The organism is Streptomyces sp. NPDC060184, assembly GCF_042728795.1.
Lineage (GTDB): Bacteria > Actinomycetota > Actinomycetes > Streptomycetales > Streptomycetaceae > Streptomyces.
Map to the genome: position 1 here is coordinate 15853 of NZ_JBHWYX010000031.1, position 20065 is coordinate 35917.

General features: G+C 72.2%; 20 protein-coding genes. 8 read left to right on the plus strand and 12 right to left on the minus strand.

What is annotated here, in order from left to right; genetic code table 11:
- Positions 1-119 precede the first annotated feature (119 nt).
- On the plus strand, positions 120-2147 hold the full coding sequence (locus ACFWEE_RS20865) for an ATP-binding protein (RefSeq protein ID WP_386891040.1): 2028 nt from the start codon (positions 120-122) through the stop codon (positions 2145-2147).
- A 109-nt stretch (positions 2148-2256) separates the two neighbouring features.
- Here the strand turns inward: ACFWEE_RS20865 and ACFWEE_RS20870 are convergent, their stop codons facing one another.
- Complete coding sequence (locus ACFWEE_RS20870; protein ID WP_386891042.1) at positions 2257-3087, minus strand: PepSY domain-containing protein; 831 nt, start codon at positions 3085-3087, stop codon at positions 2257-2259.
- A gap of 250 nt (positions 3088-3337) precedes the next feature.
- On the opposite strand from ACFWEE_RS20870, the gene ACFWEE_RS20875 reads away from it, so the two are divergent.
- Both ACFWEE_RS20875 and ACFWEE_RS20880 read left to right on the plus strand, forming a co-directional pair.
- Positions 3338-3586, plus strand: coding sequence for a DUF6296 family protein (locus ACFWEE_RS20875; protein ID WP_386891044.1), 249 nt, complete (start codon positions 3338-3340; stop codon positions 3584-3586).
- A gap of 10 nt (positions 3587-3596) precedes the next feature.
- The gene (locus ACFWEE_RS20880; RefSeq protein WP_386891046.1) at positions 3597-4034 is read left to right on the plus strand and encodes a protein-tyrosine phosphatase family protein; all 438 of its coding nucleotides are present in this window, start codon (positions 3597-3599) and stop codon (positions 4032-4034) included.
- On the opposite strand, the gene lepB is transcribed toward ACFWEE_RS20880, so the two are convergent.
- The 7 genes from lepB to ACFWEE_RS20915 form a co-directional block, all read right to left on the minus strand.
- Entirely contained in the window at positions 4004-4852 is an 849-nt protein-coding gene (gene lepB, locus ACFWEE_RS20885; RefSeq protein ID WP_386891048.1) for a signal peptidase I, read from the minus strand. The two genes, ACFWEE_RS20880 and lepB, sit on opposite strands and share 31 nt — an antisense overlap.
- 125 nt (positions 4853-4977) lie before the next feature.
- Positions 4978-5289: a hypothetical protein gene (locus tag ACFWEE_RS20890; RefSeq protein WP_386891049.1), complete on the minus strand. Its 312-nt coding sequence runs from the start codon at positions 5287-5289 to the stop codon at positions 4978-4980.
- Between the two features lie 140 nt (positions 5290-5429).
- Positions 5430-5948 (minus strand): DinB family protein, encoded by a 519-nt coding sequence (locus tag ACFWEE_RS20895; RefSeq protein ID WP_386891050.1) that lies wholly within the window; start codon positions 5946-5948, stop codon positions 5430-5432.
- Positions 5949-6149: 201 nt separating this feature from the next.
- Positions 6150-6866 carry a DUF4230 domain-containing protein gene (locus tag ACFWEE_RS20900; protein ID WP_386891051.1) on the minus strand — a complete coding sequence of 239 codons (717 nt, stop codon included), beginning with the start codon at positions 6864-6866 and terminating at the stop codon, positions 6150-6152.
- 83 nt (positions 6867-6949) lie between these two features.
- A complete protein-coding gene (locus ACFWEE_RS20905; RefSeq protein WP_386891053.1) occupies positions 6950-7465 on the minus strand; it encodes a DinB family protein in 516 nt (171 codons plus the stop codon).
- Entirely contained in the window at positions 7462-8301 is an 840-nt protein-coding gene (locus tag ACFWEE_RS20910; RefSeq protein WP_386891054.1) for a DUF4389 domain-containing protein, read from the minus strand. The genes ACFWEE_RS20905 and ACFWEE_RS20910 overlap by 4 nt, the downstream gene beginning before the upstream one ends.
- Before the next feature lie 649 nt (positions 8302-8950).
- Positions 8951-9820: a VanZ family protein gene (locus tag ACFWEE_RS20915; protein WP_386891056.1), complete on the minus strand. Its 870-nt coding sequence runs from the start codon at positions 9818-9820 to the stop codon at positions 8951-8953.
- A gap of 147 nt (positions 9821-9967) precedes the next feature.
- Between ACFWEE_RS20915 and ACFWEE_RS20920 the strand changes: the two genes are divergently transcribed.
- From ACFWEE_RS20920 to ACFWEE_RS20930, 3 genes are all read left to right on the plus strand, one after another.
- Positions 9968-10468, plus strand: coding sequence for a tetratricopeptide repeat protein (locus tag ACFWEE_RS20920; protein ID WP_386891058.1), 501 nt, complete (start codon positions 9968-9970; stop codon positions 10466-10468).
- A 186-nt stretch (positions 10469-10654) separates the two neighbouring features.
- Positions 10655-11704, plus strand: a complete 1050-nt coding sequence (locus tag ACFWEE_RS20925; RefSeq protein ID WP_386891060.1) for a phosphatidylinositol-specific phospholipase C domain-containing protein — start codon at positions 10655-10657, stop codon at positions 11702-11704.
- 141 nt (positions 11705-11845) lie between these two features.
- On the plus strand, positions 11846-12526 hold the full coding sequence (locus ACFWEE_RS20930; RefSeq protein WP_386891062.1) for a YoaK family protein: 681 nt from the start codon (positions 11846-11848) through the stop codon (positions 12524-12526).
- A gap of 372 nt (positions 12527-12898) precedes the next feature.
- Here ACFWEE_RS20930 and ACFWEE_RS20935 read toward each other — a convergent pair whose 3' ends face one another.
- Together ACFWEE_RS20935 and rpmG are read right to left on the minus strand one after the other, a co-directional pair.
- Entirely contained in the window at positions 12899-13156 is a 258-nt protein-coding gene (locus ACFWEE_RS20935) for a type B 50S ribosomal protein L31 (RefSeq protein ID WP_386891064.1), read from the minus strand.
- Between the two features lie 189 nt (positions 13157-13345).
- A complete protein-coding gene (gene rpmG, locus ACFWEE_RS20940) occupies positions 13346-13510 on the minus strand; it encodes a 50S ribosomal protein L33 (protein WP_266712731.1) in 165 nt (54 codons plus the stop codon).
- A 412-nt stretch (positions 13511-13922) separates the two neighbouring features.
- Here rpmG and ACFWEE_RS20945 point away from each other — a divergent pair, with 412 nt between their 5' ends.
- Entirely contained in the window at positions 13923-15338 is a 1416-nt protein-coding gene (locus ACFWEE_RS20945) for a PP2C family protein-serine/threonine phosphatase (RefSeq protein ID WP_386891066.1), read from the plus strand.
- Positions 15339-15478: 140 nt separating this feature from the next.
- Here the strand turns inward: ACFWEE_RS20945 and ACFWEE_RS20950 are convergent, their stop codons facing one another.
- The gene (locus ACFWEE_RS20950) at positions 15479-16969 is read right to left on the minus strand and encodes a hypothetical protein (RefSeq protein WP_386891067.1); all 1491 of its coding nucleotides are present in this window, start codon (positions 16967-16969) and stop codon (positions 15479-15481) included.
- A gap of 233 nt (positions 16970-17202) precedes the next feature.
- Between ACFWEE_RS20950 and ACFWEE_RS20955 the strand changes: the two genes are divergently transcribed.
- Positions 17203-18342 carry an aminoglycoside phosphotransferase family protein gene (locus tag ACFWEE_RS20955; RefSeq protein ID WP_386891068.1) on the plus strand — a complete coding sequence of 380 codons (1140 nt, stop codon included), beginning with the start codon at positions 17203-17205 and terminating at the stop codon, positions 18340-18342.
- 197 nt (positions 18343-18539) lie between these two features.
- Here ACFWEE_RS20955 and ACFWEE_RS20960 read toward each other — a convergent pair whose 3' ends face one another.
- On the minus strand, positions 18540-19862 hold the full coding sequence (locus ACFWEE_RS20960) for an N-acetylmuramoyl-L-alanine amidase (protein ID WP_386891070.1): 1323 nt from the start codon (positions 19860-19862) through the stop codon (positions 18540-18542).
- Positions 19863-20065 lie beyond the last annotated feature (203 nt).

The window sequence follows — 20065 nt, forward strand, 5'->3', positions numbered from 1 at the left end:
CGGCGCCACGGACATTCACGCCAATTCCTGGCTCCCCAGGCATCGCATGTCGGCCGTTTTTGATTGCTTCCGCACAAGGGGAGGAGGCGTGCCCCCGGGAGAGGCAGGATGACCCCGTGATGGGCAACCCACCCGCCGTCACGACCAGTTTCATCGGCAGAAGCGGTGAGCTGGCCCGGACCGAGCGGGCACTGGACGAACACCGGCTGGTCACTCTCACGGGTCCCGGCGGCATAGGCAAGAGCCGGCTCGCGCTCCATGTCGCGGACCGGACGGCGGGTCGCTTCGCCGGTGGGGTCTGCTGGGCCGATCTCTCGCACCTGCACGGTGACGCGTCGCTGACGACCGCCGTCTGCGACGCGGTCGGTCTGCTGGACCACAGCCGGCGGCGTCCCGTGGAGGCGCTGAGCGCGTGGCTCGCGGATCAGCGGCTGCTGCTCGTCCTGGACTGCTGCGAAAGGGTCCTGACGGCCTGCCGGGATCTGGTGGAGCGGCTGCTCACCGCCGCGCCGGGGCTCACCGTGCTCGCGACCAGCAGAGAACCCCTGGACGTGGCGGGCGAGTACGCCGTGGACGTACCGCCGCTGGCCACCGGGGGCGACGCGCAGCGCCTCTTCCGCGAGCGGGCCGCGCTCACCGCCCCGGCCCGGCGGCTCGACGCGCCGCGGGCGGCGGCGGCCGTGGGAGAGATCTGCCGACGCCTGGAGGGCATCCCGCTCGCCGTCGAACTCGCCTGTGCCCGGTTGCGGGAGTCGGAGGTGGAAGAGCTCCTCGACGCGCTCGCCTCCCGGCTCGACACGCTCGTGGACGACACGACCTGGCCCCGGCGTCACCGGGCGCTGCGGACGACGATCGGCTGGAGCCACGAACTCTGCGCGCCGCTCGAACGGCTGCTGTGGGCCCGGCTCTCCGTCTTCCACGGCGGCATCCGGCTCTCCGACGCGCAGGCGGTCTGCTCCGGGGGGCCGCTCACCCCGGACGAGGTGGCGCGCGGGCTGGAGAGGCTGGCCGCGCAGTCGGTGCTGCAGCGGGACGGCGCCGGCTACCGCATGCTCGACACGCTGCGCGAGTACGGGGCGATGTGGCTGCGGGAACTGGCGGAGGACGGGGTGCTCGCCGACCGGCACGCCGCCCACTTCGCCGAGGTCACGGACGAGTCGCACCGGGGGTGGCTGAGCCCCCGGCAGCTCGCGCGCTACCGGCGCATGGACGAGAGCCACACGGACCTGTCGGCCGCTCTGGACCACCTCCTGGTGGCCTCCCCCGCGCTGGCCCTGCGCATGGCGGGGCAGGCCGGACTGTTCTGGAGCTGCTGCGGCCACCTCCACCAGGCGCGCTCCTATCTGGAACGGGTCCTCGCCCTGCACCCGGGCGGTGGACGGGACCGGACCCGGGCCCTGTGGGCCCTCGGTGTCACCCTCACCCTTCAGGGGGACCACGGGGCGGCGTCCGAGGTCGGGGAGGAGTGCGCCCGCTGCGCGCGGGAGGACGCGGATGCCGAATCGATCCTGTCCGCCGCGCACACGGTGAGCTTCAACCACCTCATGGCGGGCCGCCCGCAGGCGGCGCTGGCGGTGAGCGACGGCGCGCTGCGCGAGCTGCCGGTGGAACCCGCCGTCGCCCCGTCCGTCCTGCGCTGCCGGGTGATACGCCTGTTCGCACTGACGGCCCAGGGCCGGCTGGAGGAGGCGTACCAGGACGCCGTCGGGCTCCAGCGGATCAGTCTGGAGTACGGGGACCGCTGGGCGCGCGGCTACGCGGACCACCAACTGGCGCTCATACACATGATGCGCGGCCGGCCGCGGGATGCGGAGACCCATGCCCGCGCCATGCTCACCAGCAAGCACCAGCTCCAGGACAGCCTGGGGATCGCGCTCGCGCTGGACCTGCTCGCGGGTGCCATCGCCGCCCAGGGCGACGGCGTGGGCGCGGCGCGCACCCTGGGGACGGGTCAGACGTTCTGGCGGATGGTCGGTCACCCGCACCGCGGCACTCCGGAACTGGGCGCGATCCGCGACCGGTGGGAGCGCCTCGCCCGCGAGGCGGCGGGTCATTCGGCGTACGAGACGGCCTACGACCGGGCGCTCAAGGACACCGCGGAGCACGGCCTGGCCCACGCGTTGCGCCCCGAGCGGCGCCAGGCCTGACCTGACCGGCGGTCCCGGGCGTCGAACGGCGGCGAGCAGGGTGCGGAAACAGCGATTCGGTGGTGTGCACGGGCGGCACACCACCGAATCGGGGGTCACGGTCGGGGCATCAGTTCTCTTCGGTCTCCTCGGTCACCTCACCGACGATCGTCCCCTTGGCGGCGTCGATCTCGAAGTCGGTCTGGTTCCAGTCGGAGTCGACGACGTCGACCTGCCAGACGAGGACGTCGTCGTCGTTCTCTTCCAGCCCGATCGACGTCACCCAGCCCTTCTGCTTGTCGGTGGCCACCTTCGCCGCCTGCTCCGGCGTCTGGGTGGCCTTGCCGATCATCCCGGCCAGCCGGCTCTTGTCGTCGGCGGACTGGTTGTCGTCCTCGGTGGTGTCCAGGACCTTGCCGGTGACCGCGTTGATTCGGACGGTGTGCGCGGTGCCGTCCTTCTCCGCGACCTCCGCGACCCACTCGGGGTCGCCGGGGCTCGCGCTGGGACTGGCGCTGCCCGTGGGGCTGGGGCTGCCGGTCGGGCTCGGGCTGCCCGTGGGGCTCGGGCTCCCGGTCGGGCTCGGGCTGGGGCTGGCGTCCTCGTCGTCGTCGAGCCCGCCGAGCTCCAGGTCGACCAGCTTGCTGCCGGAGACCGCGTCCACCGCGGTCCCGGCCGCCTTGTCGAAGGTGATCTTCGTGGCGTCGAGCACGTCCTTGCGCTTCTGCTGCTCCTGCGTCAGCTTCGTCGCGGACGGGCTGGGAGAGGCCGGCGTGGTGGTCGCCTGGTGCGGTACGACCTTGGCGGCCTCCGAAGTCGCCGACGCCGACACGGAGTCACTGTCCGATCCGCAGCCCGTGACCACCGCCGAGGCGAGGACGGCGCACACGACGGCGCCGACCGCGCGGAGCGTGCGGGCACGCGAGAAGACACGGTTCGTCTGTGGGGGATCAAGTCTCATGTGCGCATGCCTAGCCCGGGGGGCGACCAGACATGTTGTGTCCCGGCGCCGAGTCACCCGATCGACCGGACCGCTCCGCCCGTTGGGCTCGCCCGCCGTCCCGTGCCCCGGGCCACGGCGTCGCCGCCCCGGCCGGAAGCCCACTGAGCGGCCGAACCTGCCCTTCCCTTGACCGGGCGCGGAGGGCGACGCTGGGAAACAATGGAATCCAAGGGGTCCGGCGTCCGTCGTGCCCGATCGGGAGGCCCACATGGACTATCCGGAACGTTTCGAGCTGATCTTCCAGACACTCGGCGCGGAGGACGACGTCGTCGTCGTCCGGATGACCGAGCGTGCGGGGGCGGGAGGGCATCCCGTGTACGAGGACGAGACCGGCATCGTCCGCGCCGAGATCAGCGCCAGGGGCGAGGTACGGATGCTGGCCAGCGGCGGCCACCAAGTGCCCGGCGCCCCGCTGCTGGCACGCCCCCTGAGCTCCGAGGTGCCTCCCGAGGAGTGAATATGGGGGCATGAGCGAAGGATGGGACCCGGCCGACCCGGGCATTCTGCGGCTGCCGTCTGGACGCCTCGTGCGGGGCCGGGGGCTGCGTAGGCCGCTGCCCGAGGGCCGGTTCCCACAGTTCTCCGTATGCCTTTTGGGCCGTGAGCCCGAACCGGTGGCGTGGGAGTCGCGCTGGCTGCGCTGGCCCGACTTCCGCCTCCCGGCCGACCGCGGGGCGGCCCGGGCCCTGCTGGAAGAGGTGTGGGCCCGGGCCGCCGACGAGCGGGTGGAGGTCGCGTGCACGGGCGGCCGGGGGCGTACGGGCACGGCCCTGGCGTGCCTCGCCGTCCTGGACGGCGTCAGCCCGGACGAGGCCGTCGGCTTCGTCAGGAGGCACTACCACCCGGGTGCGGTGGAGACGCCCTGGCAGCGGCGCTACGTGCTGCGCTTCGGGGAGTCCGGGTAGCTCGCCCCGCCGTTCGTTCCGTCCTCCGCCGTCCTCCGCCGCCGTCGCACCATCAGGAGCGGGAGCGCGCCGGCGACGGCGAGGCCGCCGGGGACGGCCGCCGACTCGATGCCGGGCCGGGTGAAGGTCGCCGGAATCGGCAGGGTCGCCCAGCGGCCGACCGGCCAGGCGACCACGACGGCCCGTCCGACCACCTCGTCCTCGGGGACCATGCCGCCGTTCTTGTCGTGCTGGTGGTAGCGGGAGTCGGCGGACGCCTGGCGGTGGTCGCCCATCACCCAGATCTTCCCGTCGGGGACGGTCACTTTGAACTCGCCGTCCCCGCCCGGGCTGCACGCGGTGTTGCCGGGGTAGACGTACGGCTCGTCCAGCGCCTCCCCGTTGAGCCGGAGCGGGCCGGTTCCGGAGCACTCGACGGTGTCTCCGCCGACTCCGATCACCCGCTTGATCAGGTCCTTCTCCTGGGCCGACGGCATCAGCCCGACGAAGGTCAGCACCTGTTGCACCACGTTGGGCTGCTGGGCCTCGACGCCCGTGAGCCAGCCGTCGGGGTCGTGGAAGACGACGACCTCACCTCGTCCGGGCTCCGAGCCGAACCAGGGCGTCAGCTTGTCGACGAGGACCCGGTCCCCTTCCTGCAGGGTGTTCTGCATGGACTCGGAGGGGATGGAGAACGCCTGCACCAGGAAGGTCTTGATGAGCAGCGCGAGACAGAGCGCGACGACGACGAGCAGGGGGATCTCCACCCTGAGGGGGCGCTGCTTCTCCGGCCGGGCCTGCCTTCTCGGTTTCCTCCGCAAGACGTCCGTCCCTGTCATCGCACCGCTCCTCGACATACTCACTCTCCGTACCCGCTCGATACGGATGCGTGAGCAGCAACTCTAGTGCCGCGACGGCGTGGACCTCGCCGGTCGCGGCACTGAGCGGTGTCCGGTGGACGCCGCTACGCGACGGATGGTGGCGCCGGTGCGGGTGCGCCCTGCGGTGAGGGCACCATCGCGCCCCTGCCCGCGCGTACGGCCTCGACCACGGTCTGATGGAAGGTGCGGCTCTCTTCTTCGGAGAAGCACGGAACGGGGCTGCCCGCCATGGTGAACCAATCGGAGGATCCGCTGAACTGCACGGCCACGGCCGCCTGCTCGTCCGACCACGTCGTGTGCACGGTCAGATCCCCGGTCACGATGCCCACCTCGGCGGTGCTCACTCCGCCGGCTCCCGCGAAGACGCCACTGGTTGTCCACGATGCCCAGTTCATGACGCCTCGCCTTTCGACAATGCCAAGCCTGCCTACTGGCTCCTTTCGAGTATGGCACCGCGACCCGGAGCTCGCACCGGTGTGCGACGCCTGGGATGCGCACGCCTCTGACCTGGCCTTTATGCCGCACGGGCGATCGATCATCCGCGGTGTGCGCGCCCGAGCGCTCCGCGCACGAAGGCGGCCTGGCCGGCGTGCTGGAGGTCGTCGGCCACCACGCTGACGAGCCGGACGCCGAGGGTCACCGGCGGGGACCACGCCTCGTCGACGATCCGGTCCAGCGCCTTGCCGGTGAGTCCGCCGACGAAGGCCAGGGTGCGCGCGTGGACGGCGTCGTGGTAGCCGAGCAGCAGGTCGGCGGAGGCCACCCGCACGGCGCCCACTTCTTTGCCGGTGTGCCCGTATCCGGTGGCGGCTCGGTCGAACGGGAGGTCGAACCGGTCGGCCCAGCCGTCGGTGAACCAGACCTGGTCCCCGCCGGAGGCGTCCGCGACGTGGTCGTCCTGGACGCGGGTCAAGTGCCAAACGAGCCAAGCGATGGAGTTGGCGCCCTCGTCGGTCCGGGCGTTGAGTTCGTCGGCGGAGAGCCCTTCGGCGGCGGCGTGCACCGCTTCCCGCACGCGGCCGAAGGCGTCGGTGAGCAGATCGGATGTGTTCATCCGTCCACTCTGGCAAGCGGGCCGCCTCGCCGCACCATGACCCGGCCACTCTTCTCGTACGTGAGTACGGCGGGCGGTCCGTCGATCCGCACGTTGACGACAGAAGGACGTCGGCGCACGGATCGGCGCCTCGGTGCGGCCGGCCCACGCGGACCGGCCGCGTGGGCCGGAAGCGTGGGCCGGAGGCGCGGGCCGGAAGCGTCAGGAGCCTTGGGGGGGCGCGTAGGTGACGGTGACCTTCGTGAATCCGAGCGAGGTGAGCAGGCCCCTGAGCATGTTCGCGGTGTTCTTCTCGGCCCGCGCGGTCAGGCCGCTCTCCTTCGCCGCTTCCGCGATGTGCTGGGCCGCCAACTTGTTGACCGCCTGCTCGCTGCCGGGGTTGTCGGAGAAGAAGTCGCCGAGGCGGTCCAGCAGACCGCGCTGCTTGGAGACCGAGTAGGACCGGTCGGGGTCGAGCGCGGGCTTGCCGAGGACCGCGTGGGGCAGGGTGAGCGTGGCCTCCGTACGGTCGTCGTTGACGACGACGCCGTCCTCCGCGACCTTGCCGAGGTCGACGGAGGCGCCGACGGTACCGGCGCCGACGTAGAGGGTGCGCGTCCCCCGGATCGCGTCGGGGAGGAACTTGGCGTCCTTCTCCAGGTCGACGACCACCTGGAAGTTGCCGGAGGCCGCCTCGTACGCGCTCATGTCCTGGATCGACTTGAGCACGGCGGGCCCGGACCGGTCGTTGGTCTTCTCGCCGAAGAGGTCGCCCAGGCCCGGCACGAGGCTGAGCCGGGTCCCGGCGAAGAGGAGGGCCAGCACCACGGCGCAGATGCCGAGGGGCTTGACCCATCCCCGCTTCTTCGCGGCCGGGCGGACGGCGGGCCCGCCGCCGTGCCGCTCGGAGCTGTCTGGTTCCGTACCGGTGGACGTCATACCGTTCGTCTGACCCGTACGCGCCGGTTCAGTCCACCCGCGCGCCCCCAACTCCGGCTGTTCCCGGGGGAGTCGTGCGGGTTTCAGTCACCGGTCACACCGTCCAGCCGTTCCCGCAGCAGGTCGGCGTGGCCGGCGTGGCGGGCGTACTCGGCGATGAGGTGGACGTGTATCAGCCGAAGTGAGTACGTCTCCCCGCGATGGACGAAGGTGTCGTCGAGCGAAGCGGCGGCGACCGTCTCGTCCGCCAGCCGGATCTCCTCCAGCAGCCGTGCGTAGTCCTCCTGGGCGCGCTCGGGGACGAGGTCCTCGAAGTCGGCGTCCTTGCCCTTGGCCGGGTCGTACATCGGGGGCAGTTCCTGGCCGGCGAACCGCTCGCGGAACCAAATGCGTTCGACCTTGGCCATGTGCCGTACGAGGCCGAGCAGGCTGAGGTTGGAGGGTTCGGTGGTCTGCCGCGCGAGTTGCTCGCCGGTCAGCCCGGCGCACTTGCGCAGCAGGCCGGCACGGTAGGAGTGGAGGAACGAGGTGAGGGTCTCGCGCTCCGGCGCGTTCAGCGCGTCGGGGGTGGCTGCCGGTTCAGGTGCTGTCCATGTCATCGGGCGATGATGCCTGGCGGCGGACCGGATGGCGACCTTCTTTTTCGGAGGTCACCGTGCAGCCGGTAGGTGTCCGAGGGCTCGTCGTCGTACGGGGCGGTGGACCAGGTGACGCTGCTCGCGAGACCGAGCACGAGGAAGAGGACGACGAACATCGCGCCCGCCCGGCTCATGATCAGGGGGCGCGTCGCGGAGCCGGTGCCGTACGGGACGACCGGGAGGCTGTCGTCGCCGAAGAGCCCCTTGGGGTAGGCGGGGGTGAGCATCGCGGCGTAGGCCTCGAACCGCATCTGGTAGCGCAGGGTGGCGGCGGTGGCTTCGAACAGGGGCTTCGGCATGCGGCCGAGAATCAGGGTGACCAGCCACCAGACGAAGGAGAGGGCGAACCAGCCGGTGACGGCGAGGGCCTGGACGACCAGCGCGGGGATCATCAGGAGCAGCCGGAAGAGGACGGCGAGCCGGTTGAGCTCGGTGGGGCGGACCTCGACGCGTACCGGGTAGTCCCCCGGCGGGCTGAAGGAGAAGGGCGGGTAACGGTCCACCAGCAGCATCTCGTTGGCGAGGACGCGCGTCTGGTAGCCGAGCCGACCGGCGAGGAAGCGGAAGACGGGTTCGGGCAGGCGGCCGAGGACGAGCGCCGAGAACCAGCCGACGACGACCATGACGGCCGCGACGATCGAGAGGAAGAAGAGGACGACGAAGTGCGGCAGGAGCAGCAGGAACCGGAACAGTACGGTGAGCCGCCGCTGCCGCGCGGGCTCCACGACGTCCAGGACGGGCTGGAACTCCGCCGCCTCGGGCGGGACGTGGCCCGGGCTCCACCGGCCGTCGGCCATACGGCTCCTCCTCAAGCGGGCTGCGAAAGTGGCGTCGTCCGCCCGGAGGCCGGGTCGACCGCGCTGCTTCCGACACACGCCCCGGCGGGTACGCGGCACGCCTCCGGCTCGGTGGACGTCACCGCCAACCTGGCGCGGCGCACCCGTCGGGGCAATCCGCCGGGGTCCGAACGGGTGTCCCCGGCGGGCCAGGGGCGGGCCCGCCGGGGGGTGGAACGGCAGAGGTGCGGGGCGTCCCGTTCAACCCGCACCTCCGCCTGCTCTGATCTCCGCCTGCTCGGATCACTCACTCCGGCAGGTCGGACGGAATCGAGCACAAGGCTTGAACAGGTGGGAGCGCTCCCATCATGGGGAGACGGAAAATCGGAGTCAAGGGACGTGAAGAGTCGAATAAATTCGACTGCTCGCGTGCGGAACTGGCCTGTCGACCTACACCAGTTGACGCTCCAGCGTCGTGGCCGACCAGTGAGAGCGGTTGCGTCAGCCGACGTGCCGTGGGGGGCACCCGGCTGACGGGTGCCCCCCACTTCCCTCCGCACTTCCCTCCGCTCTCCGTTCGCACGCGGTCCGGTCCGCGAGCACGACCCACCCGGCTCCGCGGCACCTGACGGACCGCGGAAACCGCCGACCGGGACGTCCTGCCGCCCCGTCAGCGGCTGCGGAGCCTCTCCAGCAAGGTGCGCCCTCCCCCGGACCGCGCCGCTCCGGCGTTCCCGCCGTCGACCGGAGCCTTCCCGGGGCGTCTGCCCACGACGCCGGCCGCCTTCCCGGCACGCCTGTCCGCCGTCTTCCCGGCACCCTTGTCCGGCGTCTTCCCGGCCCGCGTGCCCGCGGCGGCGGCCGGAGCCTTCGCCGGGCGCCCGGTCCCGTCGGCGGACCGCGCCTTCGCGGTGGTACGGGACACGCCCGCGCGCGCCGATGCCGCCGCCACCCTCGCCCTGAACCCCTTGGCCTCGGCGGGCCGTCCGGTGGATCGCCTGCCGGACGCGTCCCCGGCGGCCGGGGCGACCGCCGAAGCGGGCTCGGTCCGGACCGTCGCGAAGGAGTGGTAGTGGTGGCTGATCCGGCGTCCCACGAACAGGTAACCGAGCAATGCGCCGGTGGTGTTGAGGATGACGTCGTCGATGTCGAAGGCGCGGCCCTCCACGACCGCCCCCTGGGCCAGCTCGACGACCACCATGACCACACCGGTGAGCAGGATCATGCGGAGCATCCGGAGCCGGCGCGGCACGAGGACCGGCAGCAGCACCCCGAAGGGCGCGCCTAGCAGGATGTTTCCGCCCGCCTGCTTGCAGGCCGCGAGGAAGGTGTAGTCCTCGGCGTACTGCCTCAGCGAGCGCCCCGGGGTCATGTTCGAATGGGCGATCCCGGCCGACGCGGGTGACGGAGTGAGCGTCACCTTGGCCAGGACGACGGAGAAGGCGACGAGGCCCACGAAGGCCACCACCAGGATGCCGGCGCGCAGCAGCGTGTGCGCCCAACTTCTCTTCCGCACAGTGCGGTTCGCGTCAGCGGTCATGGCCCTCGAATGCCCCCGCCCCGCCCGGCCACACCCTGATCCGGCCACCCCGCCCGACGAAGTTCGCCCCGGCAGGGCGCGCCGCCCCGGGGCGCCCGCGGTGGGGCGGACGACGGCGGCCGGGCGGCGCCTGACACGATGTCGCCCATGAGCTCATCGAAGAGGGACGAACTGCTCGCCGACGCCGTACGGCTGCGGACCGAGGGCCGCGCGGAGGAGGCCAGGGAACACCTGCTCGCCCTGACCGCGCGATTCCCGGAAGACGCCGAGATCGCCTATCAGACGGCGTGGGCGCACGACACTCTCGGCCTGGAGGCCGAGGCGGTGGCGTACTACGAGCGCTGCCTGTCGGGCGGCCGGCTCGGCGAGGAGGACCGGCGGGGCGCGCTCGTCGGCCTCGGGAGCACGTACCGGGTGCTCGGCAGGTACGGGCAGGCCGTCGAGACGCTACGCCAGGGAGTGGCGGAGTTCCCCGAGGACGGGGCGCTGCACACCTTCCTGGCGATGGCGCTGTACAACACCGGTGAACACCACGAGGCGATGGGCCTGTTGCTGCGGCTCGTCGCGTCGACCAGTGAGGACCCGTACGTGAGGCGCTACCGCACCGCCATCGAGCACTACGCGACCGGCCTCGACGGGACGGTGTGACCGGACCGCCGCCCCCGCACTCCCCGGACACCGCTCCGCCGGGCCGCTCGCCGCGGCTGCCACTCCGACAGCCGGTGCTCCCCGAACGGCCGGTTCGCGTACTCCTGAAGGTCATCCGCGCCTCCTATCGTGCCCATGTTGACGCGTCCGCATCAACTTCGACGACGTGGGTGAGGGTGAGGGTCCATGAAGCAGGGATGGCGCCGGTGGGTGACGGCCGCCGCGGCCGGGTTGTTCTGCGTGGCGGTCTCGGCCGGCAGCGCGCAGTCCGCAACGGGCCAGGGCGGCGGCTCGTACGGCGCGACGACGGGCGTCGGGGTGCACAACGCGTACGAGAAGTCGACGTTCACCTACTTCGCCGACGCGCTCGACTCCGGGGCGGCGATGCTCGAACTCGACGTCTGGACCAACGTGTTCGGCAGTTCGTGGCGCGTCTCCCACAGCAATCCGCTCGGCAACGACAACAACTGCGAGAACGCGGCGAGCGCCGCCGAGCTGCGCAGCAAGCCCCGCAACCAGAACCTCGCCGGCTGCCTCTCCGACATCCGCGCCTGGCACGACGCCCACCCGGGGCACCGGCCCATCGTGCTGAAGGTCGAGCTCAAGGACGGATTCCTCGGCACGAGCGGACGCGGTCCCGCCGAACTGGACGCGCTGCTCACGGCGAAGCTCGGCGACGCGCTCTACCGCCCGGCCGACCTCGCGGGCTCCCACGCCACGCTCGACGAGGCCGTCACCTCCGGGGGCTGGCCCACGCGCGACGCGCTGGCGGGCCGTTTCCTGGTGGAGCTGATTCCGGGCACCGTCGAGGAGGGCAACCCGCTCGACACCCTGTGGACGGACCGCGAGTACGCCACGCGGCTGCGCGACCTGGCCGCCGCGGGCCGGCTGCGCGAGGCCTCGGCCTTCCCCGCCGTGCACACGGCGCAGGCCGGCGACCCCCGCACGCGGTACACCGACGCCTCCCTCCGGCCCTGGTTCGTGATCTTCGACGGTGACGCCTCCGTGTACGCGGGCGGCTCCGTCGACACCGCCTGGTACGCCCGCAACCAGTACCTGGTGCTGATGACGGACGCGAACAACGTGGCACCCGCCATCGACGGCACCAATCCGACGCCCGCACAGGCCCTCGACCGGCTCGGCCTCCTCGCGGGACGGCACGCCAGCATCATCTCGGCGGACTGGCACGCGCTGACCGACGTGCTGTCCACGGTGGTCCCGCGCGCGGCCGGCTGACCGGCCCCCGGACACACGGCCGTACCAACCCCCCCGGCGAGTCCCCGGCGGGTGCGTACGGCCGCGCCGCGTACGCCCCCCGGCACGCCCGGACGCGGGGGTTGCGCGGCGTCCGGGCGCCCGCGCGCCGAGAATGCCCGGGTGTCCTCCTCCTCCCCGCCCCCGCACGGCCCGCCGACCGGGGACGCCCCGTACGGCCGTACCGCCTGGGCCCTGCTGCTGCTCTCGGGAGCCTCCGGGGCGGCCGACGCGTTCGTCTTCCTCTGCGCGGGGCAGGTCTTCGCGGGCGTGATGACCGGAAATCTCGTCCTGCTGGGCGCCTCGGCGACGGGAGCGGGCGAGGAGGGCTCCGCGGCGCACGTGGGCGCCGCGCTCGTGTCGTACGTGGCCGGGGCCGGGTGCGGCGCTCTGATGGCGCGGCGGTGGGGGTGGCCGGTGGCGGCTCTGCTGCTGGTCGAGGTGGCCCTGCTGGGCTCCGCCGCGACGGCGTGGGGGCTGGGACTCGTCGCGTCGGGGACGGACCGGACCTGGCTGCTCGCCGCCGTGGCGGTGGCCATGGGAATCCAGGGCATGGTCCGGGTGACCCCGACCAACTTCTTCACCGGCACGCTGACCTCGCTGGCGGGCCGGCTGGCGCTCGGCCGGCCGGTCCGGGACGACATCCGGGCGCTCGGGCGGCTGGCCGCCGTGGTGGCCGGGGCCGCGCTGGCCGCTGCGGCGACCCGGTGGTGGCCGCCGGGCGCCGCGTCCGTGGCGGTGTTCCCGGCCCTGGGCGCGCTGGCCCTGGAGGCTGCCGGGCGGCCCGGCGGGACGCGCGGTTGAAGGACTCCCCGGACAGCGGAAAGCCCCGGCCGGATCGGGGGAATCCGGCCGGGGCCGTTCAAGAGGTACGAGGGGCGGTCGCCTCTCGGCGGGTTGCTCCATGGGGCTTCAGCCGAACGATCTTCCCCATGGGCGAAAGGTGAGGCCCGGGGACACTGTCCCCCTCGCACCACGTATTGATGAACGATAAACCACTCGCGGGTGTTCCCGTACTCCGGCCTCCGCGGTGTGATCCGGGGCACGGAGACGGCGAACGGCGGGCGACGATACGGGGGACGGAGGCCGACTGGCGCCGGGCCGGTCCGGGACGGCCCGGCCCGGACCCGTCCGCTCCTGGACGGCCGGCACGGAAGTCCCGGCCGTCCCGTCCCGTCAGCGTCCGGCCGCGACGTCTCCGTAACGGCGGTGGAAGCGGTCGATCCGCCCCGCCGTGTCCAGCACCCGCTGCGTGCCGGTGTAGAACGGATGGCTCGCCGATGAGGTCTCGACGTCGATCACCGGATAGCTCCGGCCGTCCTCCCACTCCACGCGCTCGGTCGCGTCGGCGGTCGAGCGCGTCAGGAAAGCGACCCCGGCGGCCCGGTCACGGAAGACGACGGAACGGATGGTGGGGTGGATCTGCTGCTTCATGGAGGTGTTCCTTCCCGTGCGGTACGGCGGATGGTGCGGCTCGCGGACCGTGCGCGGACGCGGGCCGTGCGGTTCGGCAGGCCGTGCGGTTCGGCGGGGCCGTCCGGTGGGGCGCCGCGAGGTTCATCGGGCCGACGGACTCATCGGGCCCTCCCCCGGCGCGCCCCGGTGGTCAGCGCGCCCCCGGTTTCAGCGGGCTTCCCGGAAGACCACGTGATGGCCGGCCACCGGGTCGAACTTGCGCAGTTCCAGCCGGTCCGGGTCGTTGCGGCGGTTCTTCCGCGTGACGTAGCTCTGCCCGGTCCCCGCCGTGGACCGGAGGGTGACGACCGGCCTGAGTTCGCTGCGTGCCATGAATGCCTCCTCCGCTGGACGACTCCCCAGCCCTTGTCCGGGACGGGTGTCGTTTTCATTCTGGTCCGGTAACACGAGCAACCCGACCGGCATTCCCGCCCCCGGACGCCCCTGAATTCCCCCTCGGACCACTCCCCCGACACCCGCGGAACGCGCCCTCCCCGCAGCCCGGGGGCGCACATCCTCCCCGATGCCCCCCGGCGGGCCATTTCACCTCAGACCAACTCCCCACCCACGAAAGGGCGTTCGAAGCACACCCCTTCGCGTCAGCCGCTGGCATATGCCAGACGCAAGAACGCGACGAGTACCGGCAAACCCCTTACGAGCCCCACTCCGCTGTGTCACAGTCATCCTCGGTTCCTCTCCCGTTCCTCCCCGAGAACCGGCAGCAGCGTCTGTATCGGAGTTCGAGATGCCGTCCCCCCTCTTCGCGGACCGCCCGGCGGTACGACCGTCCGAGCGGGACGCCGTCGACGCGATGATCGACCGGGCCCGCCGGCTGCGCGGAGACCTGGACTCGGTGTGCCGGTCCGCGGTGGTCATCGACGAGGACGACCCTCACCAGCGCTGGCAGCGCGCACTCTGCGAGCTCGCCGCCCACCACCTCGACGACCTCGGCGCCCGTCTCGGACAACTGAGGGAGGGACCTCCCCCGGTGACCGCGGACGGCGTTCCCGCCGACGAGGATCAGGGCCCGTTGTCGGGCCGGGCGGGCAGCGCCGAGTGGAACCTCCTCACCGACGACGTCGAATGGTCCACCGAGCTCTTCGAGATCTTCGGCAGGGACGTCGACGCGGGTCCCCTCTCCCTGGACGAGCTGCCCACCGTCCTCGTCCCCGAGGACCAGCCCCTGCTGACCTCCATGGTGACCAACTGCCTGATCGACGGTAAGCCGATGGACGGCGAGTTCCGCATCCGCCGTCCGGACGGCAGGACGCGGACCCTCCACGCCATGGGTGAGCCGGTACTGGATCCCGAGGGCCGCACCGTCTCGCTCTGGGCAGTCCTGCGCGACGTCAGCGCGCTGAACGACAGCCGCCAGCTCGAAGTCCGTACCCGCGACTCCCTGCACCGGCAGGACGACATCGCGCGGACCGAGCACCGGATCGCGGTCGAACTGCACCAGGCGGTACTGCCGTCCCCGCCCGACTCACTGGGACCGGTGCGCGACGGCGGATCGGGCGCCGTCATGGACGTCGCCGCCCGTCTCCTGCCGTCACGGGCCTGCGGCCCGACCGGCGGCGACTGGTACGACGCCATGGCCCTGCCGGACGGCCGTACCCTCCTCACCATCGGCAGTCTCACCGGGCGCGGTATTCCGGCGGCCTCCTCCATGGCCATGGTGCTCGGTGCGCTGCGGGGCATGGCGGTGGCGGGCATCGAGCCCCGCGCGCTGCTGACCCATCTGAACCAGCTCCTCCAGGCATCGGCCCAGCCGACGCTGGGCACGGCCCTGTGCGGGCTCTTCGATCCCTCCGACCACCTCCTGACCTGGGCGCAGGCGGGGCACCCCGCACCCGTGCTGTTCCGTGGCGGCTCCGGGGCCCCACTGCCTCCTCCCGACGGGGCGCTCCTGGGCGCCGCACCGGGAATCGCCTACGGGCAGGAGACCGCGCGGTTGCTTCCCGGTGACGTGCTGCTGCTGCGCACCGACGGACTGGCTCCGGCCACGGAGCGCGGTGCCGCCCCGGAGAAGCTGCTCGGGCTGTCACCGCGGCTCTCCCGGTCCCGTACGGCAGCCGAGTGCGTACGGACCGTCGCCGAGGAGTTCGGCGGGGACGACCGCCCGGTCGAGGGGTGCGTGCTGGTCGCCCGCATCGCCGGCTGACGCCCCCCAGCTGACACCTGACACCCGGCCAACCGACGCCCGGCACCTGACACCCGAGAGCCGACGCCCGGCACCCGGCGGGAGGCCGGTCGGACGCGCGGGGCGAAGCGTTTCGGGGTGGTGGGCAGGCCGACGCGGCTTCAGGCCTCGGTTCCCTTCTCCTTCCTGACCTGGCGGGGCATCACGAGTGCGAGCTCCTCGCGGAGATCGCGGATCGCCGGGTCGTCGGTGTACAGCGCGGTGAGCTCGTACATCTGCTGAAGCCGGTCCCAGGTGCGGTGGGAGGAGGTCTCCCCCATCGACACCATGGCCCGCCGGGCGTAGGTGTTCCCCTGTTCCGGGTCGCCGGCGATGAAGCAGGCCGAAGCGAGCGAGATGAAGTCGAAGAGCTTGGAACGCTGACGTCCGTCGTTCCGCATCCCGAGGGCCTTCTTGGCGTGCTGCTGCGCGAGCGCCGCCGCCGAGGGGTCGTGGTCGGCCAGCGTGCGGAACGCGAGCGCCTGCATGCCGTAGAGGTCGGCCTCGTCGAACATCTGCATCCAGCCCGGCGCCTCCTCGTCGTTCCGGTCGGAGACGAACAGTTCCTCCGCCTCACCGAGGGAGCGGCGCATCGCCTGCCCGCGGCCCATCGACGCGTACGCCCACGCGTCGATGGTGTGGAGCATGGCGCGGGTGCGCGGCAGCGCCTCCTCGCCCGCCCCCGAGTGGGCGAGCTTCATCAGATCGAGTGCCTCGTCCGGACGCCCCAGGTGGACCATCTGGCGTGCCGCCCGCGACAGTGCCTCGCCGGCGCGCGGCCGGTCGCCGCCCTCGCGCGCCGCGTGCGCGGCGATGACGAAGTACTTCTGGGCGGTGGGTTCGAGGCCGACGTCGTGGGACATCCAGCCGGCGAGTACGGCGAGGTTGGCCGCGACGCCCCACAGGCGCTGCTGGAGGTCTGCGGGGTGACGGTAGGCCAGAAGGCCGCCCACCTCGTTGAGTTGGCCCACCACCGCCTTGCGCTGGAGTCCGCCGCCACGCTGGGCGTCCCACTTGCGGAAGATGTCGACCGCGTTCTCCAGGGCGGTGACTTCGGCGGAGCCGATGGGGGCGGTGTCGTAGCGGTCGAACCCCGCGGGGTCCGCGTGGAGGGGGGTGTCGGTCCGGGGCGCGTCGGCCGCCGGAGTGGGATCGGAGTGCAGCCAGTCGTTCAGGGCACTGGTGAGGGTGGGGCCGGCGGCGAGCGCGACGCCCGCGCTCACCAGGCCGCGTCGGTTGAGCATGAGGTCCATTCCCGTGAATTCGGTGAGGACCGCCGCCGTCCGTTCGGGCGCCCACGGAACGTCGTCGGGATGCTCGTCCTTCCCGGCGACCCGCCGTTTTCCCGTGCGCCCGCGTCGGCCGAACCCGAGGTCCTCGATGGTCACGACACGGCCGAGCCGCTCGGTGAACAGAGCCGCCAGCACCTCCGGCACGGGATCGCGCGGGGACTCCCCCATGTCGATCCAGCGCCTGACGCGCGAGGTGTCGGTCGCCAGTTGGGAGTGGCCCATGGCCGCCGCCTTCCGGTTCACCATCCTCGCGAGCTCGCCCTTTGACCATCCGGCCATGCCGAACAGGTCGGAAAGACGGGTGTTGGGTTCTCCGGTCACGTCAAGCCCCCAGGTTCTCGGCTGAGTTGCACACTAACCCCCAGTCAGATGCGCCGCGCATATTCGCCACCCGTTCGCCAGGGCCCGCTATCTGCACTGCCACCGGCCCCGCGGTGTCAGGTAGGAGTGCGCCACCCCGCCCGGCAGCCCTCGGTACTCCCCAGGGTGCCGTACGGCCGCCGGCCGGGGTGGTGCACGCAACTTGTCGGCGCACGAAGGGATCTGTCTCGCCCATGTACACAGCATCGTCCTCCGTGTCCGCTCCGCCCCGGCCGCTCCGTCCGAGGGGAACCGGAGGCGGACCGTATCTCGCCCCCCTCTCCGGCGCTCCGGCACCGGGTCTGGGCCGGGCCCGTCGGACGGCGGGCCCGGGCACCCAACCGCTCAGCGGGAGAATCGACTTGTCGGGTCCCCAGGGTGCGCAGGTGCGCATGGCCATCGCCTCCGTGCAGCGCATCTGCCCCGAGTTCAACCCGGTCCAGGTTCTCCGCCGCAGCGGTCGCTCCGTACTGATCGTGGGCATGACCGGACGCACGACCGCGGTGGCGAAGTGTTTACTCGATCACTCGCCGGCCTGGACCGAACGGTTCCGGCACGAGATAGCGACATACCGCTCGTTCGTCCGGCACCGCCCGCCCGTCCGCGTGCCCCGGCTGATCGCGGCCGACCCGGAGAACTGCACGCTGGTGATCGAGCGGATGCCCGGACGGGTGGCGGCACTGACGCGCCACCCCCTGGAGGCACCCCCCCGTACGGATGTGCGCCAGGTGCTCGGTGCGATCCGCCGGGTCAACGAATGGCGCCCGCCTGCCGGTCTCTTCGACGCCCCGCTGGACTACGCCTCGCGGATCTCCCGCTACCACGAGCTGGGGCTCTTCACCGACCGCGACCTGGGCGACCTGCAGAAGCTGCTGCACGGCCTCGCGGTCGCGGGTGGCCGGCAGGGCATGGGGCAGTTCTGCCACGGGGACGCGCTGCTCTCCAACATCCTGCTGTCGCCCACCGGTCCGGTCCTCCTGGACTGGGAGCACGCGGGCTGGTACCTCCCGGGGTACGACCTGGCGACGCTCTGGACGGTGCTGGGCCAGGACGCGGTGGTGGCGCGGCGTGAGATCAGCAAGCTGGCGCAGGCGCGCGGCGCGGACGCCAGGGACGCGTTCCTGGTCAATCTGATGCTGGTGCTGACACGAGAGATCCGTACCTACGAGACGGCCGTCCAGCGGACCATGCGGGAGCCCGGTCCCGCGGGGGCCTCGCACGACCGTCCGGGCGCCCTGTCGTCCGGCGAGGAACAGCGGCTGCTGCTGCGCCGGCTGCACGACGACTGCGCGATGGCCCGCCGAGCCGTACGGGCGGCCGTCGGCACGCGCTGACCTTGGGCGGGGTCAGGGCGTTCCCGCCCCCAGGGGGAGCGCGCTCGCGGGGCCGGTGCCGACACACCGGCCCGCGGGCGCGCGGTCATGTCCGGGGCAGGCCGTCGTGTCCGGGGCGGGCCGTCGTGTCCGGGCAGGCCGTCGTGTCCGGTGCCGGCGAGCCCGGCCCGTCGGCCCGCCCGCACCGGAGCGCCTCGTCAGCCGGCGCGGACCACGTCCACGTCGGTCGCCTTCACGAACCCGACCCGGTGCCCGATCTGGACGGTCAGGTACTTCTGCGCACCGGCGAAGTACGTGTGGTCGTACGGGGTCGACGCGTCGATGGTCGGCGCGTAGTAGTAACCGGTCGGGGCCTCGCCGCCGCCGGGGAACGCCTGCCCCGCCTTGATGGTGTAGACGAGCGGGGAGCCGGTGCGGGGCGTGAAGCCGGCCGGGTACTCGGCCGCTTCGGGGTAGGCGACGCCGTACACGGGGATCTCGGTCCGGCCCGCCTTCGGCCGGACGACGGTGCCCTTCGTGGGGACGGTGACACGTGTACCGGCGGGAGTGCTGAGCCAGGCCTTCTGCCCGTACCACCAGATCGCCGTCCAGCCGGGCACCCGCTCGGCGACGACGGCCTGCTGGCTGGCGCTGATCTTGCTGCCCCAGTCGGCGGCGCAGTCGGTGCCGGCCGATCCGTCCGGGTGCAGTCCGGGGTCGGAGAAGAGCGGTGCGTCGGCGGAGGGCGCGGTGCGCAGGGGGACGGCGCTGCTGCCCTGGAGCGGCAGGTCCACGCCCTTCTCGCAGTCCCGGAACTCCTGCTTGTTCTTCTCGAAGTCCGGTGCGACGGTGACGAGTTCGCTCTTCTTCGGGCCGGAGGGCCGGGTCTCCTTGCCGAGAAGGGCCATGAAGCGGTTCCAGTCCCAGTAGGGGCCCGGGTCCCAGTGCATGCCCTTCGTCCCGGCGGCGCTGGTGGGCGGGACGCCGTCGTGGCCGAGGATGTGCTGCCGGTCGAGCGGGATGTCGTACTGCTTGGCGAGATGGGCGACCAGCTTGGCGGTGGAGCGGTACATCGCGTCGGTGTACCAGGCGGCCCCGTCGGCGGCGAAGCCCTCCTGTTCGATGCCGATGGAGTGGGTGTTGACGTACCAGTTCCCGGCCTGCCAGGCGATGTCCTTGGTCTTGACCATCTGGGTGACGTGGCCGTCCGAGGAGCGGACGACGTAGTGGGCGGACGTCTTGTTGAGCGGGTTCTGGAAGGTCCGAAGAGTTCCGTCGAAGTCGACCTCGGTGTCGTGCAGCACGATGAACTTGACCGCGTTGGTCTTCGGCCGGTCCGCGGTGTCGTAATTGCCGTACGCGGCCTTGTCGGCCGGGTCGCCGGTCTGCTGGTAGGCCGCCGGTACCCAGTCGCAGGCGAGGCTGCGCGGGCACTCGGGGCGCACCTCGTCGGCCTGGGCGGCCGGGGTGAGCAGGGCGGTGCACAGCGCACCGGCCGCGACCAGCGCGAGTGCGAGTCTGGACCTCTTCTTCGACGTCATGACAACCCTTCTGGGAGCGGGACTTGCTGTGCCGTGGGGCGAGTCGATCTCTCGTACCGTCGTGGCGGCACACTCTCCGACCACGGGTGACGACACGTCAAGAGCGTTGTGGGGAGCGGCGGATGAGCCAGTGGTGCAGACCTCTGGCAGCCGCTGTGACCTGCGACGGGCAGGAACGCCCGGTGCGGGTGACGGGTTTTCGT

What these genes read in the sequence shown, in the direction of transcription:
- ACFWEE_RS20865 (WP_386891040.1), top strand. Translation starts at nt 120, where the DNA reads ATGGGCAACCCACCCGCCGTCACGACCAGTTTCATCGGCAGAAGCGGT.
- ACFWEE_RS20870 (WP_386891042.1), bottom strand. Translation starts at nt 3,087, where the DNA reads ATGAGACTTGATCCCCCACAGACGAACCGTGTCTTCTCGCGTGCCCGC.
- ACFWEE_RS20875 (WP_386891044.1), top strand. Translation starts at nt 3,338, where the DNA reads ATGGACTATCCGGAACGTTTCGAGCTGATCTTCCAGACACTCGGCGCG.
- ACFWEE_RS20880 (WP_386891046.1), top strand. Translation starts at nt 3,597, where the DNA reads ATGAGCGAAGGATGGGACCCGGCCGACCCGGGCATTCTGCGGCTGCCG.
- lepB (WP_386891048.1), bottom strand. Translation starts at nt 4,852, where the DNA reads ATGACAGGGACGGACGTCTTGCGGAGGAAACCGAGAAGGCAGGCCCGG.
- ACFWEE_RS20890 (WP_386891049.1), bottom strand. Translation starts at nt 5,289, where the DNA reads ATGAACTGGGCATCGTGGACAACCAGTGGCGTCTTCGCGGGAGCCGGC.
- ACFWEE_RS20895 (WP_386891050.1), bottom strand. Translation starts at nt 5,948, where the DNA reads ATGAACACATCCGATCTGCTCACCGACGCCTTCGGCCGCGTGCGGGAA.
- ACFWEE_RS20900 (WP_386891051.1), bottom strand. Translation starts at nt 6,866, where the DNA reads ATGACGTCCACCGGTACGGAACCAGACAGCTCCGAGCGGCACGGCGGC.
- ACFWEE_RS20905 (WP_386891053.1), bottom strand. Translation starts at nt 7,465, where the DNA reads ATGACATGGACAGCACCTGAACCGGCAGCCACCCCCGACGCGCTGAAC.
- ACFWEE_RS20910 (WP_386891054.1), bottom strand. Translation starts at nt 8,301, where the DNA reads ATGGCCGACGGCCGGTGGAGCCCGGGCCACGTCCCGCCCGAGGCGGCG.
- ACFWEE_RS20915 (WP_386891056.1), bottom strand. Translation starts at nt 9,820, where the DNA reads ATGACCGCTGACGCGAACCGCACTGTGCGGAAGAGAAGTTGGGCGCAC.
- ACFWEE_RS20920 (WP_386891058.1), top strand. Translation starts at nt 9,968, where the DNA reads ATGAGCTCATCGAAGAGGGACGAACTGCTCGCCGACGCCGTACGGCTG.
- ACFWEE_RS20925 (WP_386891060.1), top strand. Translation starts at nt 10,655, where the DNA reads ATGAAGCAGGGATGGCGCCGGTGGGTGACGGCCGCCGCGGCCGGGTTG.
- ACFWEE_RS20935 (WP_386891064.1), bottom strand. Translation starts at nt 13,156, where the DNA reads ATGAAGCAGCAGATCCACCCCACCATCCGTTCCGTCGTCTTCCGTGAC.
- rpmG (WP_266712731.1), bottom strand. Translation starts at nt 13,510, where the DNA reads ATGGCACGCAGCGAACTCAGGCCGGTCGTCACCCTCCGGTCCACGGCG.
- ACFWEE_RS20945 (WP_386891066.1), top strand. Translation starts at nt 13,923, where the DNA reads ATGCCGTCCCCCCTCTTCGCGGACCGCCCGGCGGTACGACCGTCCGAG.
- ACFWEE_RS20955 (WP_386891068.1), top strand. Translation starts at nt 17,203, where the DNA reads ATGTACACAGCATCGTCCTCCGTGTCCGCTCCGCCCCGGCCGCTCCGT.
- ACFWEE_RS20960 (WP_386891070.1), bottom strand. Translation starts at nt 19,862, where the DNA reads ATGACGTCGAAGAAGAGGTCCAGACTCGCACTCGCGCTGGTCGCGGCC.